This window comes from Caulobacter sp. LjRoot300 (assembly GCF_964253875.1).
Taxonomy (GTDB): Bacteria; Pseudomonadota; Alphaproteobacteria; order Caulobacterales; family Caulobacteraceae; genus Caulobacter.
In genome coordinates, this window is record NZ_CAXUSA020000003.1 from 287,073 (window position 1) to 306,043 (window position 18,971).

General features: G+C 69.9%; 15 protein-coding genes. 14 read left to right on the plus strand and 1 reads right to left on the minus strand.

Going from position 1 to position 18,971, the window contains the following annotated elements; all coding sequences use genetic code 11:
- The first annotated feature begins 18 nt into the window (after positions 1-18).
- On the plus strand, positions 19-1,443 hold the full coding sequence (locus ACSQ2G_RS11475) for a helix-turn-helix domain-containing protein (RefSeq protein ID WP_436030947.1): 1,425 nt from the start codon (positions 19-21) through the stop codon (positions 1,441-1,443).
- A gap of 6 nt (positions 1,444-1,449) precedes the next feature.
- On the opposite strand, the gene ACSQ2G_RS11480 is transcribed toward ACSQ2G_RS11475, so the two are convergent.
- On the minus strand, positions 1,450-1,803 hold the full coding sequence (locus ACSQ2G_RS11480; RefSeq protein WP_436030949.1) for an L-rhamnose mutarotase: 354 nt from the start codon (positions 1,801-1,803) through the stop codon (positions 1,450-1,452).
- Positions 1,804-1,925: 122 nt separating this feature from the next.
- Between ACSQ2G_RS11480 and fucP the strand changes: the two genes are divergently transcribed.
- From fucP to ACSQ2G_RS11545, 13 genes are all read left to right on the plus strand, one after another.
- Positions 1,926-3,230 carry an L-fucose:H+ symporter permease gene (gene fucP / locus ACSQ2G_RS11485; protein ID WP_436030951.1) on the plus strand — a complete coding sequence of 435 codons (1,305 nt, stop codon included), beginning with the start codon at positions 1,926-1,928 and terminating at the stop codon, positions 3,228-3,230.
- Positions 3,230-4,243, plus strand: a complete 1,014-nt coding sequence (locus ACSQ2G_RS11490) for a zinc-binding alcohol dehydrogenase family protein (RefSeq protein WP_436030953.1) — start codon at positions 3,230-3,232, stop codon at positions 4,241-4,243. Before fucP ends, ACSQ2G_RS11490 begins: the two co-directional genes overlap by 1 nt.
- Positions 4,237-5,064: an amidohydrolase family protein gene (locus ACSQ2G_RS11495; protein ID WP_436030955.1), complete on the plus strand. Its 828-nt coding sequence runs from the start codon at positions 4,237-4,239 to the stop codon at positions 5,062-5,064. Before ACSQ2G_RS11490 ends, ACSQ2G_RS11495 begins: the two co-directional genes overlap by 7 nt.
- Positions 5,065-5,068: 4 nt before the next feature.
- Positions 5,069-5,839, plus strand: a complete 771-nt coding sequence (locus ACSQ2G_RS11500) for an IclR family transcriptional regulator (RefSeq protein WP_436030957.1) — start codon at positions 5,069-5,071, stop codon at positions 5,837-5,839.
- Positions 5,836-6,873 carry an aldo/keto reductase gene (locus ACSQ2G_RS11505; protein ID WP_436030959.1) on the plus strand — a complete coding sequence of 346 codons (1,038 nt, stop codon included), beginning with the start codon at positions 5,836-5,838 and terminating at the stop codon, positions 6,871-6,873. The genes ACSQ2G_RS11500 and ACSQ2G_RS11505 overlap by 4 nt, the downstream gene beginning before the upstream one ends.
- Entirely contained in the window at positions 6,873-7,169 is a 297-nt protein-coding gene (locus ACSQ2G_RS11510; RefSeq protein ID WP_436030960.1) for a UxaA family hydrolase, read from the plus strand. Before ACSQ2G_RS11505 ends, ACSQ2G_RS11510 begins: the two co-directional genes overlap by 1 nt.
- Positions 7,166-8,383 carry a UxaA family hydrolase gene (locus ACSQ2G_RS11515; protein WP_436030961.1) on the plus strand — a complete coding sequence of 406 codons (1,218 nt, stop codon included), beginning with the start codon at positions 7,166-7,168 and terminating at the stop codon, positions 8,381-8,383. The genes ACSQ2G_RS11510 and ACSQ2G_RS11515 overlap by 4 nt, the downstream gene beginning before the upstream one ends.
- A gap of 12 nt (positions 8,384-8,395) precedes the next feature.
- Positions 8,396-9,124 carry an SDR family oxidoreductase gene (locus ACSQ2G_RS11520; RefSeq protein WP_310079296.1) on the plus strand — a complete coding sequence of 243 codons (729 nt, stop codon included), beginning with the start codon at positions 8,396-8,398 and terminating at the stop codon, positions 9,122-9,124.
- 103 nt (positions 9,125-9,227) lie between these two features.
- Entirely contained in the window at positions 9,228-9,578 is a 351-nt protein-coding gene (locus ACSQ2G_RS11525) for a PilZ domain-containing protein (RefSeq protein ID WP_436030963.1), read from the plus strand.
- A 231-nt stretch (positions 9,579-9,809) separates the two neighbouring features.
- Complete coding sequence (locus tag ACSQ2G_RS11530) at positions 9,810-11,129, plus strand: efflux RND transporter periplasmic adaptor subunit (protein ID WP_436030965.1); 1,320 nt, start codon at positions 9,810-9,812, stop codon at positions 11,127-11,129.
- Positions 11,130-11,138: 9 nt separating this feature from the next.
- Positions 11,139-14,288 (plus strand): multidrug efflux RND transporter permease subunit, encoded by a 3,150-nt coding sequence (locus tag ACSQ2G_RS11535; RefSeq protein WP_436030967.1) that lies wholly within the window; start codon positions 11,139-11,141, stop codon positions 14,286-14,288.
- Complete coding sequence (locus ACSQ2G_RS11540; protein ID WP_436030969.1) at positions 14,285-17,491, plus strand: efflux RND transporter permease subunit; 3,207 nt, start codon at positions 14,285-14,287, stop codon at positions 17,489-17,491. The genes ACSQ2G_RS11535 and ACSQ2G_RS11540 overlap by 4 nt, the downstream gene beginning before the upstream one ends.
- Positions 17,491-18,936, plus strand: a complete 1,446-nt coding sequence (locus ACSQ2G_RS11545) for an efflux transporter outer membrane subunit (RefSeq protein ID WP_436030971.1) — start codon at positions 17,491-17,493, stop codon at positions 18,934-18,936. The genes ACSQ2G_RS11540 and ACSQ2G_RS11545 overlap by 1 nt, the downstream gene beginning before the upstream one ends.
- The last annotated feature ends 35 nt before the right edge of the window (positions 18,937-18,971 follow it).

Here is an 18,971-nt window from a genome sequence, read left to right on the forward strand (position 1 = left end):
GCATGACAACATGACCGAATGGCGACCCACGACAAGAAGCTGTTTCTCGGCGGCCGGCTCAAGCGGCTGCGGCGGGACCTGGGCGTCACCCAGAGCCGCATGGCCGAGAACCTGGGCGTTTCGGCCAGCTACCTGAACCTGCTGGAGCGCAACCAACGGCCGGTCACCGCCCAGATCTTGCTGCGCCTGGCCGACGCCTACGACCTGGACCTGCGCAGCCTGTCGGCCGACGATCCGGGCGGCGGGGCGGGGCTGGACGAGGTGCTGGCCGACAAGATGTTCGCCGACCTGGGCGTCAGCCGCCACGAGGCGGCCGAGGTGGCCGAGCTGTCGCCGGGCATCGCCGAGGCCATGGCCCGTCTCTATCGCGCCTATCTCGATCGCGGCCGGCTGATCGACCTGGGCGCCTTCGAGCGTCCGGACGGGGCTGCGCCGGTCTCCTCCCACTCGCCCACCGACTGGGTGCGCGATCTGGTGGGCTCCCAGCGCAACCACTTCGCCGAACTGGAGACCGCGGCCGAGCCGATCGTCGCGGCGATGAAGGCCGACCCGCAGGACCTGGGGCCCGCCGTCCGCGCCCGGCTGCTGGAGCGCTTCGGAATCCAGGTCCGGGTCATGCCGGTCGAGACCATGACCGGCTCGCTGCGGCGCTACGACCACCACCGCAAGCGGCTGATGCTGTCCGAAACCCTGGCTCCCGCCAGCCGGATCTTCGCCATGTGCTACCAGCTGGGCCTGATGGAGGCGGGCGAGACTCTGTCGGCCCTGACCGACCGCTTCCAGGCCCCCGACCGGGCCACGCGCCAACTGCTCAAGGTGTTCCTCGACAACTACCTGGCCGCGGCGATCATGACCCCGTACGAGCCGTTCCTGGCGGCCATGGAGGCCAGCGGCTACGACATCGAGCGGGTGAGGTCGAGGTTCGGGATCAGCTACGAGCAGGCCGCCCAGCGCCTGACCACGCTCAGCCGCCCCGGCTCGCGGGGCGTGCCGTTCTTCATGATGCGGCTGGACGCGGCCGGCAACATCTCCAAGCGGTTCGCGGCCGGGCCGTTCCCGTTCTCGCGGTTCGGCGGCGCCTGCCCGCGCTGGAACGTCCACGACAGCTTCAAGACCCCGGGACGGATCGTCACCCAGGTGATCGAGACCCCCGACCGCGAGCGCTACTTCACCCTGTCGCGCACCGTGCGGCGGGTGTCGGGCCTGCAGGCGGGGCTGGAGGACGAACTGGTCGTGGGGCTGGGCTGCGAGCTCAAGCACGCCGGCAAGCTGGTCTACGCCCGGGGCCTGGACATCGCCGCGCCGGCGGCGGTCGAGATCGGTCCCTCGTGCCGGATCTGCGAGCGGCCGGCCTGTCCGCAGCGGGCCGCCGCGCCGATCAACCGCACCCTGCTGGTCGAGGAATCCAGCAAGGCCGTGTCGCCGTTCCCGTTCGTGGCCTGAGGCGCCTCAGGGCTGCTCGGCCAGGCTGAAGATCCGTTCGGCCGGCGTCCATTTCTCGCCCGGCGCGGCCCAGGGCAGGGCCTTCTGCAGCTTGCCCATCAGCGTTTCCCAGGCCTGGACGTCGGGATCGGCGGCGTCGGCGGCCGCCTTGGCCTGCGGCGAGAAGTCCGGCCCGGTCTCCATGATCATGAACAGGCGCGGGCCGGTCAGCCAGATCTGCATGTCGAGGATGCCCGCTCGTCGGATCGATTCGGTCACGGCGGCCGGAGGGCCGCCCGGGGCGTGCCAGCGCCGGTAGGCCGCGATGGTCTCGGGATCGTCGTGGAGATCCAGCGCGAAACAGCGGCGCGTGGTGGTCATGGCGTTTCCCCTCTCATGTCGCGTGTGACTGCATTTTTCATATTTGACGCGTCACATCATACGTGGTGATTTCGTTCCAGATAAGCAGGGTCGGGTCAACCGTCCCCCCTGGAAGGAAGCCCATGGAACAACGCCACCAGGAGCGGACGGCCATCGCCCCGCTCGTACTCATCGTCGCCCTGTTCTTTTTATGGGGCGTCGCCAACAACCTCAACGACGTGCTGATTCCGCATCTGAAGAAGGCGTTTTTCCTCACCGACCTGCAGTCGGGCCTGGTGCAGATGGCGTTCTATCTGGGCTACTTCTTCCTGGCCCTGCCGGCTAGCGCGGTGATGCGCCGCTATGGCTACAAGGCTGCGGTGATCGTCGGCCTGCTGTTGTTCGGCCTGGGCGCGCTGCTGTTCTGGCCCGCAGCCGAGGCGCGGCAGTATTCCTGGTTCCTGGCGGCCCTGTTCGTCCTGGCCTCGGGCCTGGCCTTCCTGGAGACCTCGGCCAATCCGCTGATCACCGTGCTGGGCGATCCGGCCAAGGCCGAGCAGCGCCTCAACTTCGCCCAGGCCTTCAACCCGTTGGGTTCGATCACCGCCGTGGTGGTGGGCCGCCAGTTCATCCTGTCGGGCGTGGAGCCGACCAAGGCCGAGTTCGCCGCCATGACGCCGGCCCAGCTGCAGGCCTTCCAGACCGCCGAGGCCCACTCGACCCAGGTCCCGTACCTGGTCATCGCCGCCGTGGTGCTGGCCTGGGCCCTGCTGGTGGCGCTGACCAAGTTCCCCCACCAGGCGGGGCGGCCCGATCCCGGCGAGGACGAGGCGGGCCTGCCCGCCGCCAAGGCGATCCCGGCCCTGCTGGCGCGGCCCCGGTTCGTGTTCGGCGTGGCGGCCCAGTTCTTCTATGTCGGCGCCCAGGTCGGGGTCTGGAGCTACATGATCCGCTATGCCCAGCACGAGGTGCCGGGCCTGGGCGAGAAGGCGGCCGCGGCCTATCTGTCGTGGTCCCTAGTCGGCTTCATGGCCGGCCGCTTCATCGGCACGGCCGCCATGAGCCGCGTGAGCCCGTCGCTGCTGATGGGCCTGTTCGCGGCGGTCAATGTCGGCCTGACCCTGGTGGCGGCCCTGGTGGGCGGCAAGGTCGGGCTCTACGCCCTGGCCTCGACCAGCTTCTTCATGTCGATCATGTTCCCGACCATCTTCGCCGGCTCGCTGAAGGGCCTGGGGCCGCTGACCAAGACCGGCTCGTCCTTCCTGGTGATGAGCATTATCGGCGGGGCGGTGCTGACGACGCTGATGGGCGCCGTGTCGGACGCCAGCGCCATCGACCTGGCCATCCTGGTGCCCTGCGCCTGTTTCGCGGTGGTCGGGCTGTTCGGCTTCACGGCCGGCCGCGCGACCCGCGAGGACCTCAAGGCCGCCCCGGCGGGAGCCCACTGATGATGGACGCCCTGGTCTGCGCCGCGCCCGGCCAACTGGTCCTGGAGCGTCGTCCGATCCCCCAACCGATGGACGACGAGGTGCTGATCCGTGTCCGCCGCGTCGGGGTGTGCGGCACCGACATGCACATCTATCGTGGCACCCAGCCGTTCCTGGCCTATCCGCGCGTGATGGGCCACGAACTGGCCGGCGAGGTCGTTCAGGCGCCGGCGGGCAGCGACCTGGGCCCCGGCGATCCGGTCTATGTGATGCCCTACATGTCCTGCGGGACCTGCGCGGCTTGCCGCAAGGCCAAGCCCAACTGCTGCATGAACATCCAGGTGCTGGGCGTGCACCGCGACGGCGGCATGGTCGAGTATCTGGCCGTGCCGCAGGGCTTCGTGCGCCGGGCTGACGGGATCAGCCTGGACGAGGCGGCGATGATCGAGTTCCTGGCGATCGGCGCCCACGCCGTGCGTCGGGCCGTCATCACGCCGGGACAGTCTGTGCTGGTGGTCGGCGCCGGGCCGATCGGCATCGCCGCGGCGCTGTTCGCCAAGCTCCAGGGCGGGATCGTCACGGCGCTGGACGGCCGCCAGGACCGGCTGGACTTCTGCCGCGACCACCTGGGCGTGGACCATGTCATTCCCTTGGGCGAGGACACGCGGCAGGTCTTGTCCGACCTCACCAACGGCGACTTCTTCGACGTGGTCTTCGACGCCACGGGCAACCCCAAGGCCATGGAGGCCGGCTTCGCCTATGTCGGCCACGGCGGGACCTATGTGCTGATCTCGGTCGTGGGGGCGGACATCACCTTCTCGGACCCCGAGTTCCACAAGCGCGAGGCGACGCTGCTGGGCAGCCGCAACGCCACGCCGGAAGACTTCGACGCCGTGGTCGCGGCGATGCGGGCGGGCAAGGTTCCCACCAAGGCGCTTAACACCCACGCCGCCACCCTGGCGGAGGTCGCCATGGCCTTGCCGGGCTGGATGGAGCCGCAGGCCGGCGTCATCAAGGCGATCGTCTCGTGCTGATCGACGCCCACCAGCACTTCTGGCGGGTCGGCGAGAACGGCTTTTCCTGGCCGACGCCGGACCTGGCGGCCATCCATCGCGACTTCGGCCCCGCCGACCTGGCGGCGGTCGCCGCGCCCCTCGGCCTGACGGGCTGCGTGCTGGTGCAGTCCCAGCCGGACGATCGGGACACCGACTGGCTGCTGGCGCTGGCGGCGGACGAGCCGCTGGTGTCGGGCGTGGTGGGCTGGGTCGACCTGGCGTCGCCCGACGCTCCCGCCCAGATCTCGCGGCTGAGCCGACATCCCAAGCTTCGCGGCCTGAGGCCGATGCTGCAGAGCCTCGACGACGACGCCTGGATCGCCGCGCCGGGCCTGGATCCGGCGCTGGACGCTATGGTCGCCCACGGCCTGTCCCTGGACGCCCTGGTCCTGACCCGCCACCTGCCGCACCTCCTGGCCTTGGCGCAGCGTCGGCCGGAACTGGCCATCGTCATCGACCACGGCGCCAAGCCGCCGATCGCCGTCGGCGACGAGGACGGCGCCTGGGCGCGGGGCATCGACGCCCTGGCCGCCCAGCCGCAAGTGTTTTGCAAGCTGTCGGGCCTGTTGACCGAGGCCGCGCCGGGGCAGGGGGCAGAGGGCTTGTCGCCCTATGTCGCCCACCTGGTCGCGGCCTTCGGTCCCGAGCGCCTGATGTGGGGCAGCGACTGGCCGGTGCTGAACCTGGCGGGCGACTACGGCGGCTGGCTGGCCCTGGCGAGGGAGCTCAGCGGACTGACCGACGCAGCCGATCTGGCGGCCCTGTTCGGCGGGACTTCCCGCCGCTTCTATCGGATATAGGGCCATGACCGAGTCCGAAGAACCCTCCGCCAAATACCGCGCTCCGGCGCTCGAGAAGGGCCTGGACGTCCTCGAACTGCTGGCGGCCCGGGGCGAGCCCATGGGCATGGTCCAGATCGCCGCGGCTCTGAATCGCTCGGTCAGCGAGCTGTTCCGCATGGTCCAGGTGCTGGAGCAACGCGGCTATGTGGTCAACACGCCGGCCGGCGACGGCCTGGTGCTGACCAACAGGCTGTTTTCGCTGGGCATGACCCGGGCGCCGGCCAAGAGCGTGCTGGAAGCGGCCCTGCCGGTGATGCGGCGTCTGTCGGAGACCATCGGCCAGTCGTGCCACCTGGCCGTGGCCAGCGCCGCCGAGATGGTGGTGGTGGCCAGGATCGAGGCGCCCGGCAACCAGGGTTTCTCGGTCCGCGTCGGCTACCATCGCGCCATCGTCGAGGCGACCTCGGGCCTGGTGCTCTACGCCTTCCAGCCCGAAACCGTCCGCGACGAATGGCGGGCCCGCCTCGAGCCCACCGTCTCGCGAACGGCCTGGACCAAGTTCGAAGCCAAGGCCGAAAGAGCCAGGGCCGACAAGCACGTCCAGGCGTCCAGCGATGTGACACGGCTGGTGGTCGACCTCTCGGCGCCGATCTTCGGACCGGAGGGCGTGGCCGCGGCCCTGACCTCGCCATACGTCGAAACGCTGACCGCCATTTCCGTGTCCGATACGATCGCCGCCATCCGGGCGGCGGCGGACGAAATCTCCGTGGAACTTGGAGGCCAATTCCAGTGACCCTCGCCGATGCCCCGCAGACGTCTTCCCACGACCGGGCGAAGGGGCGCGGTCGGTTGGACCTGCCGCCGCTGGGCTTTGGCGCCGCGGCGATCGGCAACCTCTACGCCGCCGTGAGCGACGCCGCCGCGCGCGAGACGATCGACGCCGCCCTGGCCGCCGGCCTCGCCTATTTCGACACCGCGCCGCACTACGGCTTCGGCCTCAGCGAGACCCGCCTGGGCGAGGCGCTGCCGGCCAGCGCCAAGGTTTCGACCAAGGTGGGCCGGCTGCTGCGCCCCGCGCCGGAAGCCGACCCGACGGCCGAACGCCACGGCTTCGTCGGCGCCGCGCCGTTCGAGCCGGTGTTCGACTATTCGTACGACGGCGTCATGCGCTCGTTCGAGGCCAGTCTGCGGCGCCTGAAGCGCGACCATGTCGACGTGCTGCTGGCCCACGACCTCGGCGCGGTGACACACGGCGAGGACGACGCCGCGCGGCGACGCCAGTTCTTCGACGGCGGCTACAAGGCCATGCGCGCGCTGCGCGACAGCGGCGCGGTCGGGGCGATCGGGCTGGGCGTCAACGAGTGGGAGATCTGCGACGCTGCGCTGGACGAGGGCGATTTCGACGTCTTCCTGCTGGCCGGCCGCTACACCCTGCTGGAGCAGACAGCGCTGGACCGCTTCCTGCCGCGCTGCGCCGCCCGCGACGTGTCGATCATCGTCGGCGGCCCGTTCAATTCGGGGATCCTGGTCGAGGGCGCCGGGCCCGGCGCCCACTACAACTACGGTCCGGCCTCGGCCGAGATCCTCGACCGGGTCCGCAGGCTGGAGGCCGTCTGCCTGGCCCACGCCACGCCCCTGGCCGCGGCCGCCCTGCAATTCCCGCTGGCCCACCCGCAGGTTCAAAGCGTCATTCCCGGCATGTCCAGCCCGGAGCAGGTGCTCCAGGCCCTGGCCTGGGCCGAGCACGCCATCCCCGACGCCCTGTGGGACGACCTTCGCGCCGAGGGCCTGCTGCATCCGGACGCGCCGACGTCCACGGAGTCCTGATGAGTCTGATCCTGCTGCATCCCGACGACAACGTGCTGGTGCTCAGCGCGCCGGTGCGCGCGGGCCAGGTCCTGACGATCGACGGCCAGGCCGTGACGGCGGGCGCCGACGTCGGGGTCGGGCACAAGCTGGCCCGCCGCGCCCTGGCCGTCGGCGACAAGGTGCTGAAGTACGGCGCGCCGATCGGCTCGATCACCACGCCGGTCGCCGCTGGCGGCCACGTCCACCTGCACAACATGAAGAGCGACTACATCGCCAGCCACACCCGGCAGGCGACGGGCGCGGAAGGACCATGACCATGTCGCACACGCTGCGCGGCTATCTGCGGGCCGACGGCCGAAAGGGCGTCCGCAACGTCGTCGCCGTCGCCTACCTGGTTGAATGCGCCCACCACGTCGCCCGGGCGATCGTCACCAAGAGCGACGACACCGAGGTTCACCTGATCGGTTTCCCCGGCTGCTATCCCAACGCCTATGCGCTGAAGGTCATGCAGGCGATCACGACCCACCCCAATGTCGGCGGGGTGCTGCTGGTCTCGCTGGGCTGCGAAAGCTTCAACCGCGAACAGCTGCGGGCGACCATCGAGGCCAGCGGGCGGCCGGTCGAGACTCTGGTGATCCAGGAGAACGGCGGCACGGCCAGCACCATCGCCAAGGGGCTGCAGGCGGTCGCTCGCCTGCGGGCGGTCGCCAGCTGGGCGCCGCTGGCGACGATGGCGGTTTCGGAACTGGTGATCGGCACGATCTGCGGCGGTTCGGACGGCACCAGCGGCATCACCGCCAACCCCGCCGTCGGGCGGGCCTTCGATCGGCTGGGCGCGGAGGGCGCGGCCTGCGTGTTCGAGGAAACCGGGGAACTGGTCGGCTGCGAGACGATCATGGCCAGCCGGGCGATCACGCCGGAATTGGGCCTGGAGCTGGAGCGCAGCGTCCAGAAGGCCGAGGCCTACTACACGGTCATGGGTTACGGCAGCTTCGCGCCCGGCAACGCCGAGGGCGGACTGACCACCCAGGAAGAAAAGTCGATGGGGGCCTATTCCAAGTCGGGTTCGGCCCCGATCGTCGGCATCCTCAAGCCCGGCGACCTGCCGCCCAGCGGGGGACTCTACCTGCTCGACGTGGTGCCGGACGGCGAGCCGCGTTTCGGCTTCCCCAACATCTCCGACAACGCCGAGATCGTCGAGTTGATCGCCTGCGGCGCCCACATCACCCTGTTCACCACCGGACGAGGCTCGGTCGTCGGGTCGGCGATCTCGCCGGTCATCAAGATCTGCGCCAACCCCGAGACCTATCGCAAGCTGAGCGGCGACATGGACGTGGACGCCGGCCGCATCATGGAGGGGCGCGGGACCCTGGACGAGGTCGGGACCGAGATCCACGACCTCGTCCTGGCCGTGGCGGGGGGACAACGCACGGTCTCCGAGGCCCTCGGCCACCAGGAGTTCATCCTCACCTACAAGGCCTTCGACCCGATCGGTCCGGCCTGTCTTCCGCTTCGGCGGGCCAGTTAGAGAGTAAGCGAGATGGGAAGACTTTCCGGCAAGACCGCCCTGGTCACGGCCGCCGCCCAGGGCATCGGCAAGGCCAGCGCCGAGCTGTTCGCCCGCGAAGGCGCGCGGGTGATCGCCACCGACGTCAACGAGGCCCTGCTGGCGCAGGTCGCCGGCTGCGAGCCGCGCCGCCTGGACGTGCTGGACCGGCGGGCGATCACGGACCTGGCCGCCGAACTGGGGCCCATCGACGTGCTGTTCAACTGCGCCGGCTACGTGCATTCCGGCACCATCCTCGACTGCGACGAGGCGGCCTGGGCGTTCTCCAACGACCTGAACGTCAACGCCATGTACCGGATGATCCGCGCCTTCCTGCCGGCCATGCTGGAGAACGGCGGCGGATCCATCGTCAACATGGCCTCGGTGGCCAGCTCGATCAAAGGCGTCCCTGGTCGTTTCGCCTACGGGGCGACCAAGGCGGCGGTGATCGGCCTGACCAAGGCGGTGGCGGCCGATTTCGTGGGGCAGGGCGTGCGCTGCAACGCCATCTGCCCGGGGACGGTCGAGACGCCCTCGCTGAACCAGCGCCTGGCCGACACCGGTGACTACGAGGCCGCCCGCCAGGCCTTCACCGCGCGCCAGCCGATGGGCCGCCTGGGCAAGCCCGAGGAGCTGGCGCAGCTGGCGCTGTATCTCGGCAGCGATGAATCGGCGTTCACCACCGGCCAGATCCACATCATCGACGGCGGTTGGATCAACTGATCGCGGGTCCTCCACAGACTTTGGGTTGAGGCGGCGCGTTCGTCATAGCAAAGCTTCTCCAAGCGGCGCCATCCGTTAACCGTGCCGCGCTAGGGTTGTGGCCATGCGATCAGATGTCGAATCACGCGCTCTTGAGCAGCGGGCCCATGCCCGCACGCCGACCAAGCGCAAAGCCTATCTGGTCGATGGCCGCAAGGCCTGGAAATGCTCGCTGATCGACGTCGCCGACGGCGGGGCGCGGGTCTCGCTTACCGACATGGGGCTGCCCGAGGAGGGGATCTTTCTCGTGGACTCGATCGCCAAGCGGGTTCACCTGACCCGGGTGGTCTGGCGGTCCCAGAAGGAAGCCGGCCTGCAGTTCATCGAGAGCGAGGCTCTGGACGGGCCGGCGGGCGGCAAGGACGGCGCGGTGACCATCGCCACGCGCTTCGCCTGGCGGCTGAACGGCGCCTAAGCCCGTTCCCCTGGTCGCCGTCGTTCGCCAACGGGCGGCAAAGATGCGGCGGCGCAGGTTTCGACCTTGAAATGCGCCGGCAACGTGGCCGGGCAAGTAAGGCTGTGAGCGACCGCCGGCGCGGCCGCCAGACGCGACCGCAGGAGCATCCGTTTCGCCATTGTGGCGTTTGGTGCTTCGGACCCGGTAGCGTTCGTCCGATCCCCATAGCCCCGCGCGCCTGAGATCTCGATGACCGAACCCCAGCGACCGATCCGCCCCGTCAGCCGCAAGGCGCAAGTCATCGGCGGCGCGATCGCCCTGGCGGTGCTGGCCGGCGCGGTCTGGCTGGCCTGGAGCCTGATGCACGCGCCAAAGGGGCCGGACGGCGGGCCCGGCGGCCCGGGCGGCCCCGGCGGCGGCTTCGGCGGCGGCCGGCGCGGCGGTCCGGCCAGCACCGTGGCGGTGGCGACGGCGACCCAGACCGACCTGCCGGTGGTGATCGAGGCCCTGGGCACGGTGACGCCGGCGGCGACGGTCACCGTCCGGCCGCAGGTGGCCGGCGTGATCACCCAGGTGATGTTCAAGGAAGGCCAGATGGTCCGCGCCGGCCAGTCTCTGGTGCAGATCGATCCGCGCCAGTTCCAGATGGACCTGATGCAGGCGCAGGGGAACCTGACCCGCGACGAGGCCCAGCTGGCCAACGCTCAGGTGACCCTGGCGCGCTACCAGACCCTGCTGGCCCAGGACTCCATCGCCCGCCAGGACGTCGACACCCAGGCCGCCACCGTCAAGCAGCTGCAGGGCACGGTCATGGCCGACAAGGCGGCCGTCGGCACGGCGCGGCTGAACGTCGGCTATGCGCGGATCGTCGCGCCGGTCAGCGGCCGCGTCGGCCTGCGGGTCGTGGACGTCGGCAACTATATCGGCGCGGGCGACGCCAGCGGCGTGGCGGTGATCACCACAGTTTCGCCGATCGACGTCGAGTTCACGGTTCCGCAGGACGACGTGCCGCGGATCGGCGCGCGGGCCAACGGCGGCGCGGCGTTGCCGGTCATCGCCCTGGACCGGACGCGGACCACCACCCTGGACACCGGGACCTTCTCGACCCTCGACAACGTGGTCGACGTGGGCACCGGCACGGTCAAGGCCAAGGCTCGGTTCGCCAACGCCGGCGGGACCCTGTTCCCCAGCCAATTCGTCAATGTCCGCCTGGAGCTGGACACCATCAGGAACGCGGTGGTGGTTCCCGCCACGGCCTTGCGCCAGAGCAGCGACGGCGCCTTCGTCTGGGTGCTGGACGCGGACCAGACGGTGCACAAGCGCAAGGTCGTGGCCGGTCCCTCGACAACCGCCCAGATGTCGCTGACCAGCGGCCTGACGGTCGGCGAGAAGGTGATCACCGAGGGCGGCGACCGCCTGCGCGAGGGCGGCAAGGTGCAGCTGCCGGGCCAGGCCGCCGGCCGGGTGGGCCAGGGCAAGGGCAAGGGGCAGTGGGCCGGCAAGCGCGGCGAGGGCGGCCAGGGGCAGGGCGGCGAGCACCGCCGCCGCCGTCAGCAGCAGGCGCAATAGGCCCGCGCCATGAACCCGTCGCGTCCCTTCATCCAGCGGCCCGTCGCCACGGCGCTGTTCATGGCGGCCATCGTCCTGGCCGGCCTGGTCGGCTTCCGGCTGCTGCCGCTGTCGGCCCTGCCGCAGGTCGACTATCCTACCATCCAGATCCAGACCCTCTATCCGGGCGCCAGCCCCGAGGTGATGAGCCAGACCGTGACCGCGCCGCTGGAACGCCAGCTGGGCGAGATGGCGGGGCTGGCGCGGATGAGCTCGGTCAGCACGGCCGGGGCCTCGATCATCACCCTGCAGTTCAATTTGGGTGAGAGCCTGGATGTCTCTGAGCAGGAGGTGCAGGCGGCGATCAACGGGGCCAACAGCCTGCTGCCGGCCGACCTTCCGGCCCCGCCGGTCTACGCCAAGGTCAATCCGGCCGACGCCCCGGTCCTGACCCTGGCGGTGACATCCGACACCCTGCCGCTGACGCAGGTGCAGAACCTGGTCAACACCCGCCTGGCCCAGAAGATCAGCCAGGTGTCGGGCGTGGGCCTGGTCACCCTCAGCGGCGGCCAGCGCCCGGCCATCCGCATCCAGGCCGACACCCAGGCGATGGCCTCGTACGGCGTCACCCTGGCCAATGTGCAGAGCGCGATCAGCAACGCCAACGCCAACAGCGCCAAGGGCAGCTTCGACGGACCCACCCGCGCCTACACGATCAACGCCAACGACCAGCTGCTGACCGTCGACGACTATTCGAACCTGATCGTCACCTACAAGAACGGAGCCCCCATCCGCCTGCGCGACATCGCCCAGGTGGTGCAGAGCGCCGAGAACACGCGTCTTGGAGCGTGGGCCAACGAGACCCCGGCGATCGTCGTCAACGTCCAGCGCCAGCCGGGCGCCAACGTCATCCAGACCGTCGACGCCATCAAGGCCAAGCTGCCGGAACTGGAGGCGGGCCTGCCGGCCACGCTGGAGGTCAAGGTGCTGGCCGACCGCACCACCGGCATCCGCGGCTCGGTCCACCATGTGGAGATGGAGCTGCTGCTGGCCGTGGTGATGGTCGTGGTGGTGATCTTCTTCTTCCTGCACAGCCTGCGCGCCACCCTGATCGCCGGCCTGGCCGTGCCGATCTCGCTGATCGGCTCGTGCGGGGTGATGTACCTGATGGGTTTCAGCCTCAACAATCTCAGCCTGATGGCCCTGACCATCGCCACCGGCTTCGTGGTCGACGACGCCATCGTGATGATCGAGAACATCAGCCGGCACCTGGAAAAGGGCGTCAAGCCGATGACGGCGGCCCTGCAGGGCGCGCGCGAGATCGGCTTCACGATCATCTCGCTGACCGTGTCGCTGATCGCCGTGCTGATCCCGCTGCTGTTCATGGGCGACGTGGTCGGGCGACTGTTCCGCGAATTCGCCATCACCCTGGCGATCACCATCCTGATCTCGGCCGTGGTCTCCCTGACCCTGACGCCGATGCTGTCGGCCCGCTGGCTGAAGCCGCAGGGCGAGGGGGAAGGTCACGAGCGCCCGGGCCGCATCGCCCGCAAGTCGCAGGCGGTGTTCGAGCGGGTCGAGCATCACTACGAGCGGGGCCTGAACTGGGTGCTGGAGCGCCAGACGGCCACCCTGGTCGTGGCCGTGGCGACCTTCGCCCTGACCGTCTTCCTGTACCTGATCATCCCCAAGGGCCTGTTCCCGACCCAGGACACCGGCCAGCTGCAGGCCCGCACCGAGGTCGAGCAGTCGGTCTCGTACGACCGCATGGCCGGCCTGCAGCAGCAGGCGGCCAAGGCCATCCTCGACGATCCGGCGGTGGAGAGCCTCAGCTCGTTCATCGGCGTCGACGGCGCCAACAACGCGATGCTGCACACCGGCCAGATGCTGATCAACCTGAAGGCCGACCGCGGCGGCTCGCAGGAGAAGATCATGCAGCGGCTGCGCGACCGCGTGGCCGCCGTGCCGGGCGTGCATCTCTACCTGCAGCCGACCCAGGACCTGACCATCGACGCCGAGACCGGCCCGACCCTCTACCGCCTGTCGCTGGAGGGCGCCGACACCGCCACGGTCAAGGAATGGGCCGGCAAACTGGCCGCTCGCCTGGCCAGCGTGAAGTCGGTGCGCAACGTCTATAGCGACGCCGACGCCACCGGGGCGGCGGCCTATGTCGACATCGACCGCGACACCGCCGCTCGTCTTTCCATCACGGCGTCGGACATTGACGATGCGTTGTACAGCGCGTTCGGCCAGCGGATCGTCTCGACGATCTTCACCGAGACCAACCAGTACCGGGTGATCCTGGAGGCCAAGCCCGGCCTGTTGACCGCGCCGCAGTCCCTGGGCCTGCTGAACCTGAAGACCGGCGGCGGCCAGCCCACGCCGCTGTCGGCGATCTCGACCATCAAGGAACAGACAGCCCCGCTGCAGGTCACCCACGTCTCGCAGTTCCCGGCCACCACGATCGGCTTCGACACCGCCCCGGGCGTCTCGCTGGGCAAGGCGGTCGACGACATCCGCGCGGCGATGAAGGACATCGGCATGCCGACGGCGGTCACCCACACCTTCCTGGGAGCGGCCGGGGCCTACGAGAACTCGCTCAGCAACCAGCTGTGGCTGATCCTGGCGGCGGTGGTCTGCGTCTACATCGTGCTGGGCGTGCTGTACGAAAGCTACATCCACCCGCTGACCATCCTGTCGACCCTGCCGTCGGCCGGGGTCGGCGCGCTGCTGGCCCTGTGGATCACCGGCAACGACCTGGGCGTGATCGGCATCATCGGCATCATCCTGCTGATCGGCATCGTCAAGAAGAACGCGATCATGATGATCGACTTCGCGATCGACGCGCAGCGCAACGAGGGCAAGAGCCCGCGCGACGCCATCTTCCAGGCCGCCATCCTGCGCTTCCGGCCGATCCTGATGACCACCCTGGCGGCCCTGTTCGCGGCCATCCCGCTGATGCTGAGCTTCGGCGAGGGCGGCGAGCTGCGCCGGCCGCTGGGCATCGCCATCTTCGGCGGCCTGCTGGTCAGCCAGCTGCTGACCATGTTCACCACGCCGGTGATCTACCTGGCCTTCGACCGCCTGGCCCCCGCCGATCGGGGAATGCGCCGCGAGCCTGACGACCATGTCGCGCCGGACCGCTTGGATCCCGAGCCGGTCCCGGGGGCGCCGTCGTGAACCTGTCGGCGCCCTTCATCAGGCGGCCGGTGGCCACGGTCCTGCTGACCATCGGCCTGGCCCTGGCCGGGATCGCGGCCTTCTTCGTGCTGCCGGTCTCGCCCCTGCCGCAGGTGGACTATCCGACCATCTCGGTCTCGGCCAACCTGTCGGGGGCCAGCCCCGAGACCATGGCCTCCAGCGTCGCCACCCCGCTGGAGCGGCGGCTGGGCGTGATCCCCGGCGTCACCGAGATGACCTCGCAGAGCAACACCGGCTCGGCCCGGGTGACCCTGCAGTTCGACCTCAACCGCAATATCGACGGCGCGGCCCGCGAGGTGCAGGCCGCCATCAACGCCGCCCGCTCGGACCTGCCGGCCACGCTGCGCAGCAATCCCAGCTACCGCAAGCAGAACCCGTCCGACGCCCCAGTGATCATCCTGGCCCTGACCAGCGAGACCAAGACCCCGGGCCAGATCTACGACGCGGTGTCCAACATCGTAGCCCAGCGCCTGTCGCAGGTGACCGGGGTGGGCGACGTCGAGATCGGCGGCGGCTCGCTGCCGGCCGTGCGGGTGTCGGCCAATCCGTTCCTGCTCAACAAGTACGGCATCTCGCTGGAGGACGTGCGCGCCGCGGTCCAGTCGGCCAACGCCAACCGGCCCAAGGGCCAAGTCGAAGGGGCGGGGCGGCGATTCCAGGTCTATACCAGCCCGGGCGGACGCAAGGCGGCCGACTATGCCGGCCTGGTCGTGGCCTGGCGGGGCGATGCGCCGGTGCGGCTGATGGACGTGGCCGACGTCACCGACAGCGTCGCCGACACCCGGACCCTGGGCCTGTTCAACGGCAAGCCGGCGATCATCATCCTGGTCACCCGCCAGCCGGGGGCCAACATCATCCAGACGGTCGACAGCGTCCGCGCCACCCTGCCGGAGCTGCGCGCCCAGCTGCCTGGCGACATCAACGTGGCGGTGGCCAGCGACAGCACCAACTCGATCCGCGCCTCGCTGCACGAGATCGAGGTCACCCTGCTGATCTCCATCGTGCTGGTGGTGCTGGTGGTCAGCGCCTTCCTGCGCAGCGCCCGGGCCACGTTCATCCCGGCGGCGGCGACCATCGTCTCGCTGCTGGGCACGTTCGGGGTGATGTACCTGCTGGGGTTCTCGCTGAACAACCTCAGCCTGATGGCCATCACCGTGGCGACGGGCTTCGTGGTCGACGACGCCATCGTGGTGCTGGAGAACACCGCCCGCCACATCGAGAAGGGCATGGACCGCTTCCAGGCCGCCCTGCTGGGCGCGCGCGAGGTGGGGTTCACGGTGCTGTCAATCAGCATCTCGCTGGTCGCGGTGTTCATCCCGCTGCTGTTCATGGGCGGTCAGGTGGGGCGGCTGTTCCGCGAGTTCGCCGTCACCCTGTCGGCGGCTGTGATGATCTCGCTGGTCATCTCGCTGACCACCACGCCGATGATGTGCGCCTACCTGCTGCGTCCGCCGCAGGAGGGCAAGAAGGAAGGGCGGGTCGCCCGCGCGTTCGAGGCCGGCTTCGACCGCATCCACCGCGCTTACGAGCACAGCCTGGACTGGGCGTTGGCCGCCAAGCCGCTGGTGCTGCTGATCCTGGTGGTGGTGATCGCCATGACCGCCTGGCTCTATGTCGCCGTGCCCAAGGGCTTCTTCCCCCAGCAGGACAGCGGCCAGATCCAGGCCGGTTTGCGCGCCGACCAGAGCGTGTCGTTCCACGTCATGCAGGCCAAGCTGCGCCAGGTGGTCGACATCATCCGCAAGGACCCGGCCGTCGACACGGTAGTCGGCTTCACCGGCGGCGCCCGGGCCGGCGGCGGCTTCATGTTCGTCAATCTCAAGCCGCTGGGCGACGGGCCCGACGACCGCAAGGAGAAGGGCTCGGCGGTGATCAACCGCCTGCGGCCCCAGCTGCAGAAGGTGACCGGCATCAGCGTCTTCCTCAACCCCGTCCAGGACGTGCGGATGGGCGGGCGGCAGAGCAACTCGACCTACCAGTACACCCTGACCAGCGACTCCAGCGACGCGCTGAAGGCCTGGGCGCCCAAGCTGGCCGAGGCGATGAAGGCCCGGTCCGACGTGATGACCGACGTCGACAGCGACCAGTCGGAGAACGGGGTCGAGACCTTCGTCACCATCGACCGCGACAGCGCCTCGCGCATGGGCGTCACGCCGCGGGCCGTCGACAACGCGCTCTACAACGCCTTCGGCCAGCGCCAGATCGCCACGATCTACGAGGACATCAACCAGTACGCCGTGATCCTGGAATGGGACCGCCGGTTCTCGCAGGGGCCCGAGGCGCTGGACGACGTCTATGTGCCGACCACCAGCGGGACCAGCGGCGGGACGACGTCCAGCGGCGCGGCGGTCAATCCGGGCCTGCGCGACGCCTCGACCGGCGCGGCCCTGAACACCGCGCAGACGCCGATGACGCCGCTGACCGCGATCTCCAGCGTCGCTCAGGCCGCCACCCCCACCTCGATCAACCATCAGAACGGCGAGCTGGCCACGACGATCTCGTTCAACCTGGCCGATGGCGTCTCGCTCAGCGACGCCCAGGCCGCCATCAAGCAGGCCGAGGCCGACATCGCCCTGCCGACCAATGTCCGCGGCAGCTTCCAGGGCAGCGCCCGCAGCGCCCAGGACCAGAACAAGCAGCAACCGTTCCTGGTCGCCGCCGCCATCGTGGCGATCTACATCGTGCTGGGCATCCTCTATGAGAGCTACGTCCATCCCCTGACCGTGCTGTCGACCCTGCCGGCGGCCGGGGTGGGGGCGATGCTGGCCCTGCTGGTCTTCAAGATGGAGTTCTCGGTGATCGCCCTGATCGGGGTGTTCCTGCTGCTGGGCATCGTCAAGAAGAACGCCATCCTGATCATCGACTTCGCCCTGGAGGCCCAGCGGTCGCGCGGGCTGACGGCCCTCGAAGCCGTGCGCGAGGCCAGCCTGCTGCGCTTCCGGCCGATCCTGATGACCACCCTGGCCGCCGCCCTGGGCGCCTTGCCCCTGGCCATCGGCTTCGGCGAGGGGGCCGAGCTGCGCCGGCCGCTGGGGATCACCATCATCGGCGGCCTGATCGCCAGCCAACTGCTGACCCTGATCACCACGCCGGTGGTCTACGTCTATCTCGACCGCCTGCGGGGCAAGGCGCGCGACGAGCGCTACCTGGCCCACATGCCCTCCGCGCCGGAGCCCGTCTGATGCCTCACCTCAAGCGCCTTGGCCTCAAGTCCCTCGCGCTCGCCGGCGCCGCGCTGATCCTGCTGTCCGCCTGCACCGTCGGACCGGCCTATGAGCGGCCGGACCTCACAGCCTCGGCCGCCGCCCTGCCGGCGACCTACAAGGCCCTCGATGGCTGGAAGGTCGCCACGCCCGGCGACCTGATCGACCGCGGCGGCTGGTGGACCCTGCTGGGCGATCCCCAGCTGGACGCTCTGGTCGCCCGGGTCAACGTCTCCAACCAGACCATCGCCGCGGCCGAGGCCAGCTACCGCCAGGCCCGCGCCCTGGTGCGCGAGCAGCGGGCCAGCCTGTTCCCGACCATCGACCTGTCGGGCTCGGCGACCAAGACCGGCGGTTCCGGCTCGACCACTTCGAGCTCTGGCGGTTCGAGCCGCGGCCAACGTTACCAGGCCAGCATCGGCGCCAGCTGGGAACCGGACCTGTGGGGCCGCATCCGCCAGGGGATCAACGGCGCCAAGGCCTCGGAACAGGCCAGCGCCGCCGACCTGGCCGGCGCCCGCCTATCGATGCAGGGCGAGCTGGCCGTCAACTATCTGGGCCTGCGCCAGGCCGACGCCGAGATCGCCCTGGTGACCAGCACGGTCGAGGGTTACCAGCGCAGCCTGCGGATCACCCAGAACCGCTATGCGGCGGCCATCGCGCCGAAGTCGGACGTCCTGCAGGCCACCACCCAGCTGGCCGGGGCCCAGGCCGACCTGGAGAGCCTGCGCCAGACCCGCGCCGCCTACGAGAACGCCATCGCCACCCTGGTGGGCGAGCCGGCCAGCGGCTTCCGCCTGGCCGCCGATCCGGCCTGGAGCGCCCGCGTGCCCGAGATCCCGTCCGGCGTGCCCTCGACCCTGCTGGAGCGCCGGCCAGACATCGCCGCCGCCGAGCGCCGCGTCGCCGCCGCCAACGCCGACATCGGCGTGGCCCGGGCCGCGTTCTTCCCGACCATCGGTCTCAGCGCCAATGGAGCGACCAGCGGCTCGGCCTTGGGCGACCTGTTCTCGGCCTCGGCCAACACCTGGTCGCTGGGCCTGACCGCCGCCCAGACCCTGTTCGACGCCGGCGCGCGCAAGGCGCGGGTGGAGCAGGCGAGGGCGGCGTACGACACGGCCGTCGCCGACTACCGCCAGACCGCCCTGGCCGCCTTCGAGGACGTGGAGAACCAACTGACGGCCGCCCAGGTGCTGGAGCGTCGCTACGCCCTGCTGAAGACCAGCTCGGACGCCGCCGACCAGGCCGAGCAGATGATTCTCAACCAATACAAGGCCGGCCAGGTGGCCTATACGGACGTCGTCGCGGCCCAGGCTTCGGCCCTGTCGGCGCGGCGGGCGCTGCTCACGGCCGCCGTGGCCCGGCAGACCACGGCCGTGGCCTTGATCCAGGCGCTGGGCGGTGGATGGAAGCCGCGAGTCTAAAGGACCTTGATGACTCGCCGCGCGGCGCCTGTGGC

Bases quoted from the DNA above. Each gene is read 5' to 3' on its own strand.
- ACSQ2G_RS11475 (WP_436030947.1), top strand. From the start codon at position 19: ATGGCGACCCACGACAAGAAGCTGTTTCTCGGCGGCCGGCTCAAGCGG.
- ACSQ2G_RS11480 (WP_436030949.1), bottom strand. From the start codon at position 1,803: ATGACCACCACGCGCCGCTGTTTCGCGCTGGATCTCCACGACGATCCC.
- fucP (WP_436030951.1), top strand. From the start codon at position 1,926: ATGGAACAACGCCACCAGGAGCGGACGGCCATCGCCCCGCTCGTACTC.
- ACSQ2G_RS11490 (WP_436030953.1), top strand. From the start codon at position 3,230: ATGATGGACGCCCTGGTCTGCGCCGCGCCCGGCCAACTGGTCCTGGAG.
- ACSQ2G_RS11500 (WP_436030957.1), top strand. From the start codon at position 5,069: ATGACCGAGTCCGAAGAACCCTCCGCCAAATACCGCGCTCCGGCGCTC.
- ACSQ2G_RS11510 (WP_436030960.1), top strand. From the start codon at position 6,873: ATGAGTCTGATCCTGCTGCATCCCGACGACAACGTGCTGGTGCTCAGC.
- ACSQ2G_RS11515 (WP_436030961.1), top strand. From the start codon at position 7,166: ATGACCATGTCGCACACGCTGCGCGGCTATCTGCGGGCCGACGGCCGA.
- ACSQ2G_RS11520 (WP_310079296.1), top strand. From the start codon at position 8,396: ATGGGAAGACTTTCCGGCAAGACCGCCCTGGTCACGGCCGCCGCCCAG.
- ACSQ2G_RS11525 (WP_436030963.1), top strand. From the start codon at position 9,228: ATGCGATCAGATGTCGAATCACGCGCTCTTGAGCAGCGGGCCCATGCC.
- ACSQ2G_RS11530 (WP_436030965.1), top strand. From the start codon at position 9,810: ATGACCGAACCCCAGCGACCGATCCGCCCCGTCAGCCGCAAGGCGCAA.
- ACSQ2G_RS11535 (WP_436030967.1), top strand. From the start codon at position 11,139: ATGAACCCGTCGCGTCCCTTCATCCAGCGGCCCGTCGCCACGGCGCTG.
- ACSQ2G_RS11545 (WP_436030971.1), top strand. From the start codon at position 17,491: ATGCCTCACCTCAAGCGCCTTGGCCTCAAGTCCCTCGCGCTCGCCGGC.